Origin of the sequence: Caballeronia sp. LZ043, from assembly GCF_031451075.1 — a bacterium.
Classification (GTDB): Bacteria; Pseudomonadota; Gammaproteobacteria; order Burkholderiales; family Burkholderiaceae; genus Caballeronia.
The window spans coordinates 1,449,406-1,460,402 of the sequence record NZ_JARUXT010000002.1; the positions used below are offsets into that span (position 1 = coordinate 1,449,406).

Sequence of the window (10,997 nt, forward strand, 5' to 3'; positions counted from 1 at the left end):
CCGGACATGCAGACGACTCACATCGGATGCGTGGCGACGAAGTTCTTGTAGGCCGAGTAAGCGGCTTTCGGCGTGACGCCGTCGTTCTTGAGCAAGCCGTAGTTGCCTTCGCCGCCGACGGGGTCGTCGTAGAGCTCGTAAGTCTGGATCGATTCGATATCGTACGTCGATGCAAGCGCCACGAACTGCGCCATCATCGTGTTGCCGGTCAGGTAGGCGGCAATCGCCTGATCGGAACCGTAGTTCGGACGCACGCCGATCTCGTTGAGCCAGATGGGCTTGCCGAAGGCGTTGAGGGCCTGCAATACGTTATGGCATCCGGTGCCGCCGCATGCGTTCGTGATGTCGCCTTGCTCCGAGTACCAGTGCCACGCGGTAATGTCCCAGTCGACCGTCGGATGACTGATGCTGCCGTCGGGTTCCATGCCGGCCGCGAGCATCTGCGCAAAGCCGTAGTGCAGCCACGTGCCGCCGCCCAGGATGATCTTGCCCGACGTATCCACCGACTTGATGCCCGCAATCATGCCGCGGATGATGCCGCGCACGATCCTGAACGTGCCGGTGTCGTATTGCTGCGGATAGACGCCGTCGACATTGCCGTTCAGCGCTTCGGCTTCGATCTCGTTGGTCACTTCGTAATAGGGATAGCGGCGCGAGGTCGCGGTCTGCTGGCCGAGTGCAAAGCCGGCGTTATAGGCCTGCGTCTCGTTGGCGAAGAGTCTGTAGTCCATCAGCAGGACGGGATAGACGGTCACGCCGCCCGCGTCCATCATCGCGGCGATGTTCGCGAGCTTGCTCGCGGTGCCCGGGCTGTACACCTCGTTGCGATAGTACTTGACGCCCAGATCCTGCAACTGCGCCAGTTGCACGGCGGGGCTGGAGATGTCGTAGGCGCCGCCTTCGTTGTTGTGTCCGTTCACCCCATAGAAGCGCCTCGGAGTGGACACGGGATTGGTAGGCGACGTGACCTCGCCGGGGGGGGATGACGCAGGCGTCGCCGTCGATGCAGGGCTCGACGGTGAGGCCGGGCTGGTCGACGTGTCGTTGCTGGTGACGGGCACCGGCGTGGTGACGACCGGACTGGTCGCGGCGGCCGCATTCGTGGGAGCCACGGCGGCGCCGCTGGTGGACGTGCTCGCGCCGGACGTACCGCCAGTCGCCGATGCGTTCGCAGTCGAAGCCTGGGCCGACGTCGACGTGCCGCTCGCTGCGGCACTCGCTGTCGGACTCGCGGCGGATGCCGTGCCTGCATTGTCGCCACCGCCACCGCCGCCGCCGCCGCATGCGGCGAGCATCACGCTCATCGCGAGCGTAGCGGCGGACATTGCAACTCCGCGCACGCGCGAAAAGCGGAAGCCCGAGGAACGAAGAGATTCAAAGTTCGTCATGTGAAACGCACTACCCGATGGTCAGTTTTTTATTTCCACGAACCAGGTGCGCGTTCCGCGAGTCGTCCGTAAAAACGGACGGACCGATGATGGACCTTCATCTCGCGCCGGAGAGGGGGCGCTCGACGGTGTGGAGTGCTCGTCGCAAGACCCCAATGGCCGTTCCACGAGAGAAAGTGCGGGAAGGGAGGGGCAGGATGGAGACCGTGCAGCAGCGGCCGGTCTTAGTCAGGGTTTACGGCGAGAGGGAAATGAACTTGAGACGCGTATCACGTGGAATGACACGCGATGAACCCGCGAGCGCCTAACGTGTGAAAGGCCCTGCGGATTCGAGTGCGGCGCCGCCGAGGATCGAGTTGGCGTCGGCGCGGGCATTGTCGAGCTGGACGACGCTGGCCTGCCGCGCACCGAGCGCATCGCGGTTGGCGATGGCCGTAAAGATTGCCTTGTGTCGCGGCAATGACAGCGCGTGCGTGTTCGGATGGCGGCTCGTCAGCTTGATCGACTCGCTGAGCGCGAGCGACAGCATGTTGCCGATATAGGCGAGCATGTCGTTGTGCGTCGCCGTCATGATCGCGCGATGAAACTCGAGGTCGGGCACCAGCAGTTCATCGGCGGTTTGTGCGCGTTCCATGCGATCGAAGGCCGCGCTGATGCGCGCAATGTCCTCCTCGGAAGCGGAGATCGCCGCGAGCGCGGCGGCGGCAGGCTCGATGACCTGCCGCACGGTCATCAGCGAGCGGAAGAACTCGCCTTCGGGAAGACGGCTGATGGTCCACACGAGCACGTCGGGATCGAGCATGTGCCACTCGTCGCGAGGCCGCACGACGCTGCCCACCCGCGGCTTCGACACCACCAGTCCCTTGGCGACCAGCACGCGTGTCGCCTCGCGCAGCACGGGGCGGCTCACGCCATAGCTTTCGCAGAGCGCGGGCTCGGCGGGCAGACGCTGGCCGGGCGCAAAGACCCCGCTCACGATCTGCATGCCGAGTTCCTGCACGATGCGTCCGTGCATGCTCTTGCGTTGCTTGGGATTGCGGTAATCCATGTTGGTCCCGCCAGCTCACCGCGACTGGCTCAAACGTCGATGACGCTCAATGCGCGGTGGTCGCGCGCATCGCCCGGTATTCCCGTCTCACGATATCCATCAGCTCCGCCACCGACGTGTTCGCGCTGCGCTGCTCGTAAGTCACGCGTCCGCGCTGCATCAACATGATGCGATCCGCGATGTCGAGCGTCTGCGCATAGTTGTGCATGATCATGATGATCGAGAGGCCGCCTTTCTCCTTCAAACGCATCACCAGGTCGATGATGAGCGCGGCCTCGCGTGCGCCCATCGCGGCGAGCGGTTCGTCGAGCAGCAGGATCCTCGCGTTCGAATTCACGGCGCGCGCCACCGCGATGGCCTGGCGCTGTCCGCCCGAGAGCCGCTCCACCGGCAGGTCAACAGAAGGCACATGCACGCCGATATCGTCGAGCAGTTGCGCCGCGCGTTCGCGCATCTGCTTGTGATCGACGAGACGGAAGGGTCCGCGCCGCACGATCTCGCGGTTGAGGAACATGTTGTGATAGATGGACAGCGAGTTCGCCAGCGCGAGATCCTGATACACGCATTCGATGCCGAGCGAACGCGCATGATCGACGGACTTGAGCAGCGTCTCCTCGCCATGCACGTGCAGCGCGCCCTCGGTCTGCTGATGAAAGCCCGTGAGGATCTTGACAAGCGTGGACTTGCCCGCGCCGTTGTCGCCGAGAATGCCGAGAATCTCGCCCTTGCCGAGTGTGAGCGACACGCCGTCGAGCGCCGTCACTGCACCGAAACGCTTGACGATACGATCGCCACGCAACGCGAGATCAGTGGGAGCTGTTTGCACTTCCGACATCATCGCGCTCCCTTGCGGCGAATGCGCCCGACGTGAATATTGAAGATCATCGCGGCGAGGATCGCGGCGCCGAGAATGATGTTGAAGGTGAACGCGTTGATGCCGATCAGCGTGAAGCCGTCGCTCAGGATGCCGAGCACCGCGGCGCCGAGCAGGCCGCCCACGATCGTGCCCGAACCGCCCGTCAGCGGCGTGCCGCCGATCACCGCCGCCGCCACCGCGAGGAACATGATCTGGTTGCCGCCGGCCTGCGGATCGATGGAGGTGATGCGAAAGCCTTCGAGGATACCGGTTAAGCCCGCGAGCACGGCGGCGAGCACGAAGTTACCGAGCCGCAGCCGGTTCACATGAATGCCGGCCTCGCTCGCGCCCAGCGCATTCGCACCCGACGCCTGCGTATGCAGGCCCCAGCGCGTGTGGCGCAGCAGCGTATGCATGACGACGGCGATCGCCACGGTCCAGATGATCTCGCTGTAGCCCCAGGCGCCCATTACGTTGGCGAACGTGGGCGTGCCCGGTGTCGCGACCGGCGTGCCACGCGACACGGTGAGCGTGATGCCGTTGATGAGGAACAGCGTGCCGAGCGTGGTCACGAACGAAGGCAGGCGCAGGAACACCGTCACGGCGCCGTTGACGAAGCCGATGATCGCCGCCGCGACGAGTCCCGCGATCACCGCGAGCCACATCGGCGCGCCGGCGTCGTTGGCGAACACCATCATGAAGGGCGCGAAGGCGAACACCATGCCCGCTGACAGATCGATGTCGCCGCCGATCATCAGCATGATTTCGCCGAACGCGATGATCGCCACCGGCGCGATGAACTGCGACAGGTTGACGAGACTCGGACCGCTGAGCAGGAAGTCGTGATTGACGAACTGAAAGTAAGCCGAGAGCAGCACGGCCACCAGCAGGATGCGCAGCTCGGGCGCCCAGTGCGACATCCATGCCCCGCGCGGGGCTGCAATCCGCGCGGGTGTCGCTGCGTTGCCAGGTTGGTTCATCGTGTTCATCAGGACTTGATTGCGCCTTTCATCGGCACGATTTCCGGCTTGGTGGTCTTGCCTTCATAACGCGTCGACGTATTGAGGTACGGCTCGACGGTGTCCTTCGTCACGAACTTGAGACCCGTATTGATGTTCGCCGGCCCGACCAGCCCACCCGAAGCGAGGAACAGGAACGCTTCCATGACCGTATAGAAACCCTGCACATAAGGCTGCTGGTCGATGGTGAAATCGAGGAAGCCTTCGTGAATGAGCTGGATGGTCTGCGGCAACAGATCGAAGCCGCCGCCATGCACGCCCTTCGATGGCAGGTTCGATTCCTTCATCACCTGGGCGACGCCCTGGGTGCTGCCTGCATCGACGGCGAACATGCCTTTCAGGTCCTGGTGGCCGAGATAGAACGCCTTGATCTTCGAGAGTTCCTCGTTGACGGTCGCGCCCGTGGCCACGGTCTGGATGTCGATCTTCTTGCCGGACTTCTTGATGGCGTCGCTGGCGCCGTCGAGACGCGGCTGAATGTTGAGCTGACCCGGCGTCGCGATGAACAGCGCGACCATGCCGCTGTCGATCATGCCCGCGATGCGCTCGCCCATCTGATAGCCCGACTGATACAGGTCCTGGCCGATATACGCGAGACGCGGATTGACCTTGCCGCGTGGTGCATCCGCGTTATAGGCGAAGACAGGAATGCCGGCGTCGAGCGCGGCCTGGATGGGCTTGTCGAAGGCGTTCGGATCGACGATGGGCACGGCGATCGCGTCAGCTTTCGCGGCGATGGCGGAGTTCACTGCACGCACCATTTCACCGGCATCGGACGTGGCGGAGCCGGTCCACTGATAGTCCATGCCGAACATCGAGCATGCGTCCTGAATGCCGTATTGCGTCGGCACGAAGAACGGGTTGGTCGTCACGTGATTGACGAACACGATCTTCCATTTCTTGTGCTGCGGAAACGCGGCTTCGGCGGCCTGCGCGCTCGAGATCAGCCCGCCGGTGCCCGCCACGCCGCCGAGCAGCGAGAGCGCGGCGCCGAGCCCCGCGCCTTGCATGAGCCCGCGCCGGCTCGAATTGATGAAGCCGTTGCCGTCTTTCGTGTCGTCGTCCCGATTCTGCGCCATGTCTTCCTCCGGTCTGTTCTTCGTGAGTCGATGAGTCGACTGATCGTCGATCGCTTTCAGATACAGGGTTTCAGCGGCACGTCATGAGCGGGCATCTTTCACGGATGAAAGATGCCGCCAGAGACCATGACGTGGCAGGCAGTGCGCGAGAGGATTGTGCGAAAACGCGGCGTATTTGAACTAGTAATTGGGAAAAGCGAAATGCCGCGCGTCGGCTTCAATAGACAAACTATATGCAGCACTTTCGACGCGTGCGATTAGCGTTTTCCCGGCCATTGGAGGCATATAGTCATGCTATTCATCGGGCATTCTCACAGAGTGGGCAACGCCTCGATTTCATGCGCAAGACGCTATGCGCGCGGCCGCCATGTAGCGATCGCCACGCCCAGCACCGCGATGCCCATCGCCCACCATGCGCTCACCGGCAGCACTTCGCCAAGCATCAGATACGACATCACGGCGGCGGCGGGCGGCACGAAGAAGAACAGCGACGCCACTTGCGAGACCTTGCCCGCGCGCGTCATCGCAAGCAGCAGCGTGATGGCGATCAGCGAGTTGCCGATCACGAGATACGCGAGCGTCGCCATGAGCGTGGGCGTCCAGTGAACTTGCGTGTGCTCGAAGCACAGCGCCATGGGCGCGCAGAACACGAAGCCGACGCTGTACTGCACGAGATTCGACGTGAGCGGATCCTGCGCGGTGCCGAGCCGCTTCTCGTAGAGCATCGCGCCCGTGATGCCGATCAGCGCGCCCACTGCCAGCAGTACCGGCCCGAGCGACGATGCCTGCAAGGGCCCGCGCGCGAGGATCACGCCGGTCGCGCCAGCGAGACCCAGCAGCAGGCCCACCCAGCGGCGCGCGCCGATGCGTTCGCCGACCAGCTTCGGTGCGAGCACGCCGACGAGGATCGGCTGCAACGAGACGATCAGCGCCAGCACCGAGGTGGCGATGCCCGCGGTCATCGAGAGATAGCTGAGGCCGAAGTACATCACCTGCACGAGAAAGCCGACGATGATGAGATGCCGCCAGCCGCGCGCGTCGGCGGGCCAGCGCGGACGCTTGATCGCGCAGACCGCGAGCAGCACGCCTACGCTCAGTGCGAAGCGAATGGAGAGGAACGTCAGCGGCGAGGCGTAGTGCAGGCCGGTCCTGGCCATCGGAAAGCCCGCCGACCAGAGCAGCAGGAACACGACCGGACCGCCGATAGTGAGCCAGCGCCGTTGATCCTGCATCATGTTCGCGTCCTTGTTGGTGGAGGGTTGAAGCCGGGCCCGTCATTGCAACCCAGCATGCCGCCGATGGCAAGCCGTGGTTGCACATGCGCCGCTCTTTGAGCGATGCTCTTCAACCTGTGCGCAAGCAAGGAGCCAGCATGCCCAAGGTCGATATCGCCGCTGTTCCGAAGATCGCGGGATCGGGTTATCCGAAGCCCTTCGCCGCGCCGTGCGCCACGCGCACGCGTCAGCGTCTCGGCGACGCAGGCGGCCTGCGCGACTTCGGCGTGAACCTGATGCACCTGCCGCCGGGCGGATGGTCGAGCCAGCGGCACTGGCATTCGCACGAGGACGAGTTCGTGCAGGTGCTCGAAGGCGAACTCGTGCTGATAGAAGACGAAGGCGAAACCGTGTTGCGCGCGGGTGAGTGCGCGGCCTTTCCGAAGGGCACCGGAAACGGTCATCACCTGATCAACCGCTCAAACGCGGTAGCGGTGTATCTGGAAGTCGGCAGCCGCGTCCATGAAGATCTCACGACCTGTTCCGACATCGACATGATGAGCGCCAACGCGGACGGCCGCTTCGTGCACAAGGACGGCTCGCCGATACAGGACGTCTGAACGACTGGAATTCAGTGCGCCACGCGCACGGCGATGTCCGCGGCGGCGAGCGTGTCGGCTATCCAGTCGGGTGGCGGGGCGTCGGTGAAGAGCGCGTCGATCTGCGACAGATGCCCGAGCTTGACCAGTGCGGCGCGCCCGAACTTCGAATGATCGGCGGCGAGGAATACGGTGCGTGACTGCTCGATGATCGCCTGCGCCACGCGCACCTCGGCGATATCGAAGTCGCGCAACGTGCCGTCTTCCTCGATGCTCGAAATGCCGATGATCCCGAAGTCGACCTTGAACATGCGAATGAAGTCGACCGCCTGCTCGCCCACCACGCCCTTGTCGCGCGCGCGCACCTGGCCGCCCGCCACCAGCACCTCGGCGTCCGACCCGTCCGCGAGGATGTTCGCGACGTTCAGGTTGTTCGTGATGACGCGCAGACCCGTGTGCTGGCACAACGCGCGCGCCACTTCTTCGGTGGTCGTGCCGAGGTTGATGAAGAGCGTCGCCTGATTCGGGATCTCCGCAGCCACGCGTCGCGCGATGCGCTGCTTCTCCTCCAGATACATCTGCTGGCGCGCGGTGTAGGCCGTGTTCTCCGAACTGGTCAGCGTGCTTGCGCCACCGTGATAGCGGCGCAGGAGGTTCTGTTCCGAAAGCCAGTTGACGTCGCGCCGAATGGTTTGCGGCGTCACCTGGAAATGCGCGGCGAGGTCTTCGATGGTCGCGAAGCCATCTCGCGCGACACGATCGAGCAGTGCGCGCTGTCTGCCGTTGAGTGCTGGGTCGAAGGTCATCGCGATGCGCACGGGCGCGAGCTTGTAGTGATGGCGGATGCGCGAGTGTACGACGAAACGCGGACCGGACCCAATGCCCCGGTGCTTTCCGGCCTAAGGCTTTGCAATAAGTTTTTAAGTTCGCAAGTCCTTGAACTTAAGCAAAAATGCGTTGCAGCATGACCAAAGTAATCGCTATTCGATCACTGTGATTTTATTTCAATTTTGGCGCTCCTATTCTTGCCTCAAACGACGGGTGGAACCCTTGCCCCAATGGAGCTTGCCTTGTTTGATGAATCTGAGTTGATCGGCCGTTTGCGCAGTCTGCTGGGTGATGATGCGGTCATCGCCGTGGCGGAGGACATGAGCGGTTTCGTCGAGGACTTCCGCGGGCGTTATCGCGGTGCGGCGCTGTGCGTGGTGCAGCCGTCATCGACGGAGCAGGTCGCGGGTGTCGTGCGCCTGTGCGCGGCGGCGGGCGTGCCCTTGCTCGCACAAGGCGGCAACACCAGCCTGTGCGGCGGCGCGGTGCCGGCGACGCACGGCGTACCGCCTGTCATCGTCAGCCTGGCGCGCATGCGCCGCATTCGCAGCATCGATGCCGCGAACGGTTCGATGGAAGTGGAAGCGGGCTGCGTCCTCAAGACCGTGCAGGATGCAGCCGCCGATGTCGCGCGACTCTATCCCGTGAGTCTCGGCGCGGAGGGATCGTGCCAGATCGGCGGCACGCTCTCGACGAACGCCGGCGGCACCAGCGTGCTGCGCTATGGCAATACGCGCGAGAACGTGCTCGGCCTCGAAGTGGTCATGGCCGACGGCACCATCTGGAACGGCCTGCGCGGGCTGCGCAAGGACAATACCGGCCTCGATCTCAAGCATCTTTTCATTGGCGCGGAAGGCGCGCTCGGCATCATCACGGCGGCGACCCTCAAGCTGCATCCGCTGCCGACGCATCACGCGCTCGCCTGGTTTGCGCCGACCGACCCGCAAGCCGCGCTGACGATTCTCGGGATGTTCCAGGCCAACTGCGGCTCGCGCCTCTCGGCGTTCGAACTGATGAACGCACGGCAATTGCAGTTGGTCGTCGAGCACGTGATGGATCGCCGCGCACCGCTCGAAGGCGCGCACGACTGGCACGTGCTGGTCGAGCTGGGCGACACGCAGGGCGCATCCGACATGGAAAGCGTGTTGCAGGCCACGCTGGAAGAAGCGGCCGAAGCGGGCTTGCTCGAAGACGCGATCATCGCGAGCAGCGACCGTCAGCGCGCTGCACTGTGGGAAGTGCGGCACAGCGTGACGGAAGCCAACAAGAAGGCCGGCATCGGACTGACCACGGATTGCGCGGTGCCGTTGTCGGCGGTGCCCGCGTTCATCGAGCAGGCTACGCAAGCGGTGCTCGCGCTCGACGCCGAGATCGGCATCGTGATCGTCGGCCATATGGGCGACGGCAATATCCATCTGGTGCCGATGTACACCTTCGATGCCTGGCGCGCGCTGCCCGACCAGGCCGCCGCGGGCGCTGCCGTGCGCCGTGCAGTGAACGATGCCGCGCATGCGCTCGGCGGCACGTTCAGCGCGGAACATGGCGTCGGCCAGACGGGCTTGCCGGAAATGGCGCACTACAAGTCCGCCGCCGAACTGTCGATCATGCGTGCCGTGAAAAGCGCGCTCGATCCCGCGAACCTCATGAACCCGGGGCGTCTCTTTCCCGCCGCGCCGCTCTGATCCACCCCTCATCAAGCCACCACCGCCCCTCGCTTACCGCAGGAGACTTATATGAAGCCCAAGCACGATAACGACAAAACGATCCTCAACCCCGCCCGCCGCTCGGCGATCAAGACCGTAGGCGCAGGCATCGTGGCCGGCGCGTTCCCGTTTGTCTGGACGCCTTCGCGCGCGGCCAGCAAGCGCATCGTCGTGCGTGACGACGGTGGTATCTACACCAAGGCGTACGGCGCGGTGTACTACAAGCCGTTCTTCGAGAAGACCGGCATCGAAGTGGTGGGCGTGCAGGCGAATGCCGAGCCGACCGCGCAGATCAAGAGCATGGTCGAAGCAGGCAGCTACGCGTGGGACATGGCGAAGATCAGCCAGCCCGCGATTCTTCTGCTGACCTCGGGTGGCAAGGAATATCTCGAGAAGCACGGCCTCGAATCCGATCCGACCATCGCCAAGATTCCCAAGCAATACATGTCGGCATATGGCGTGGGCACCAATGTCTATTCGACCGTGCTCGCGTATCGCACCGATGCGTTCAAGGGCCGCAAGGCGCCGAGTTCGTGGGCCGATCTCTGGAACGTGAAGGACTTCCCGGGCCGCCGCTCGATCCGCAAGTATCCGTTCGATACGCTGGAAGAAGCGATGATGGCCGATGGCGCATCGACGAGCCAGGTCTATCCGATCAACTTCGATCGCGCGTTTGCAAGTCTCGACAAGATCTCGAAGCAAGTGGATGTGTGGTGGACGACGGGCGCGCAAGTCGAGCAGATGCTCAACTCGGGCGAAGTCGCGATGGTCGCGACGTGGGCCTCGCGTGCGCAATCGGCGATGGCCTCGGGCGCGCCGGTGGGCATCGTGTGGAACCAGAACATCTGGGGCTGCGACAACTGGGCGATCCTGAAGGGCACGCCGAACGCCGATGCCTGCCGCGAGTTCATCAAGTTCGCCAGCGACCCGAAGCGTCAGGCCGCGCTCGTCGAGTACTTCCCGGCGGGTCTCACGCAACCGGAATCCTTTAACTACGTGAAGCCGGAACAGGCGAAGAACTGCCCGACGTTCCCGGACAACATGAAGACCGGCGTGCATATCGATGCAAAGTACTGGCAGGAGAATCAAAGCGTGGCGCTCGAGCGCTTCAACCGCTGGATTCTCACTTAAGGCCTGGCATCGTTCATCAAGGAAGAGATCCGCATGGCAACCATCAATCTCCAGATCAGCGGTCTGTGCAAGCGTTATGGCGACTTCGTCGCGCTCGCGCCGACCGATCTTGACGTCGCACAGGGCGAGTTC

11 protein-coding genes are annotated in these 10,997 nt (G+C 63.7%); 4 read left to right on the forward strand and 7 right to left on the reverse strand.

Translation table 11 applies throughout. The features are described from left to right. Positions 1-17: 17 nt before the first annotated feature. Positions 18-920 carry a lipopolysaccharide biosynthesis protein gene (locus tag QCE64_RS20190; protein ID WP_310005758.1) on the reverse strand — a complete coding sequence of 301 codons (903 nt, stop codon included), beginning with the start codon at positions 918-920 and terminating at the stop codon, positions 18-20. 19 nt (positions 921-939) lie between these two features. Here QCE64_RS20190 and QCE64_RS20195 point away from each other — a divergent pair, with 19 nt between their 5' ends. Beyond that, positions 940-1,392, forward strand: coding sequence for a hypothetical protein (locus QCE64_RS20195; RefSeq protein WP_309932794.1), 453 nt, complete (start codon positions 940-942; stop codon positions 1,390-1,392). Positions 1,393-1,692: 300 nt separating this feature from the next. Here the strand turns inward: QCE64_RS20195 and QCE64_RS20200 are convergent, their stop codons facing one another. The 5 genes from QCE64_RS20200 to QCE64_RS20220 all read right to left on the reverse strand — a co-directional run bounded on the left by QCE64_RS20200 (position 1,693) and on the right by QCE64_RS20220 (position 6,625). After that, complete coding sequence (locus tag QCE64_RS20200) at positions 1,693-2,436, reverse strand: FadR/GntR family transcriptional regulator (RefSeq protein WP_309922817.1); 744 nt, start codon at positions 2,434-2,436, stop codon at positions 1,693-1,695. A 46-nt stretch (positions 2,437-2,482) separates the two neighbouring features. Continuing rightward, the gene (locus QCE64_RS20205; protein ID WP_309932795.1) at positions 2,483-3,274 is read right to left on the reverse strand and encodes an ATP-binding cassette domain-containing protein; all 792 of its coding nucleotides are present in this window, start codon (positions 3,272-3,274) and stop codon (positions 2,483-2,485) included. Continuing rightward, positions 3,271-4,281, reverse strand: coding sequence for an ABC transporter permease (locus QCE64_RS20210; RefSeq protein ID WP_310005760.1), 1,011 nt, complete (start codon positions 4,279-4,281; stop codon positions 3,271-3,273). The genes QCE64_RS20205 and QCE64_RS20210 overlap by 4 nt, the downstream gene beginning before the upstream one ends. Continuing rightward, the gene (locus QCE64_RS20215) at positions 4,281-5,390 is read right to left on the reverse strand and encodes a sugar ABC transporter substrate-binding protein (RefSeq protein WP_309932797.1); all 1,110 of its coding nucleotides are present in this window, start codon (positions 5,388-5,390) and stop codon (positions 4,281-4,283) included. Before QCE64_RS20215 ends, QCE64_RS20210 begins: the two co-directional genes overlap by 1 nt. Positions 5,391-5,740: 350 nt before the next feature. Next, the gene (locus tag QCE64_RS20220) at positions 5,741-6,625 is read right to left on the reverse strand and encodes a DMT family transporter (RefSeq protein ID WP_310005762.1); all 885 of its coding nucleotides are present in this window, start codon (positions 6,623-6,625) and stop codon (positions 5,741-5,743) included. Positions 6,626-6,762: 137 nt separating this feature from the next. Here QCE64_RS20220 and QCE64_RS20225 point away from each other — a divergent pair, with 137 nt between their 5' ends. Beyond that, the gene (locus QCE64_RS20225) at positions 6,763-7,224 is read left to right on the forward strand and encodes a cupin domain-containing protein (RefSeq protein ID WP_309922826.1); all 462 of its coding nucleotides are present in this window, start codon (positions 6,763-6,765) and stop codon (positions 7,222-7,224) included. A gap of 11 nt (positions 7,225-7,235) precedes the next feature. Here QCE64_RS20225 and QCE64_RS20230 read toward each other — a convergent pair whose 3' ends face one another. After that, complete coding sequence (locus QCE64_RS20230; RefSeq protein ID WP_309922828.1) at positions 7,236-8,009, reverse strand: DeoR family transcriptional regulator; 774 nt, start codon at positions 8,007-8,009, stop codon at positions 7,236-7,238. Positions 8,010-8,351: 342 nt separating this feature from the next. Here QCE64_RS20230 and QCE64_RS20235 point away from each other — a divergent pair, with 342 nt between their 5' ends. Together QCE64_RS20235 and QCE64_RS20240 are read left to right on the forward strand one after the other, a co-directional pair. Further along, on the forward strand, positions 8,352-9,713 hold the full coding sequence (locus tag QCE64_RS20235) for an FAD-binding oxidoreductase (RefSeq protein WP_404987418.1): 1,362 nt from the start codon (positions 8,352-8,354) through the stop codon (positions 9,711-9,713). Positions 9,714-9,764: 51 nt separating this feature from the next. Continuing rightward, positions 9,765-10,865: an ABC transporter substrate-binding protein gene (locus QCE64_RS20240; RefSeq protein ID WP_309922833.1), complete on the forward strand. Its 1,101-nt coding sequence runs from the start codon at positions 9,765-9,767 to the stop codon at positions 10,863-10,865. Positions 10,866-10,997 lie beyond the last annotated feature (132 nt).

Bases quoted from the DNA above. Each gene is read 5' to 3' on its own strand.
- QCE64_RS20200 (WP_309922817.1), bottom strand. From the start codon at position 2,436: ATGGATTACCGCAATCCCAAGCAACGCAAGAGCATGCACGGACGCATC.
- QCE64_RS20205 (WP_309932795.1), bottom strand. From the start codon at position 3,274: ATGATGTCGGAAGTGCAAACAGCTCCCACTGATCTCGCGTTGCGTGGC.
- QCE64_RS20210 (WP_310005760.1), bottom strand. From the start codon at position 4,281: ATGAACACGATGAACCAACCTGGCAACGCAGCGACACCCGCGCGGATT.
- QCE64_RS20215 (WP_309932797.1), bottom strand. From the start codon at position 5,390: ATGGCGCAGAATCGGGACGACGACACGAAAGACGGCAACGGCTTCATC.
- QCE64_RS20220 (WP_310005762.1), bottom strand. From the start codon at position 6,625: ATGATGCAGGATCAACGGCGCTGGCTCACTATCGGCGGTCCGGTCGTG.
- QCE64_RS20225 (WP_309922826.1), top strand. From the start codon at position 6,763: ATGCCCAAGGTCGATATCGCCGCTGTTCCGAAGATCGCGGGATCGGGT.
- QCE64_RS20230 (WP_309922828.1), bottom strand. From the start codon at position 8,009: ATGACCTTCGACCCAGCACTCAACGGCAGACAGCGCGCACTGCTCGAT.
- QCE64_RS20235 (WP_404987418.1), top strand. From the start codon at position 8,352: ATGAGCGGTTTCGTCGAGGACTTCCGCGGGCGTTATCGCGGTGCGGCG.
- QCE64_RS20240 (WP_309922833.1), top strand. From the start codon at position 9,765: ATGAAGCCCAAGCACGATAACGACAAAACGATCCTCAACCCCGCCCGC.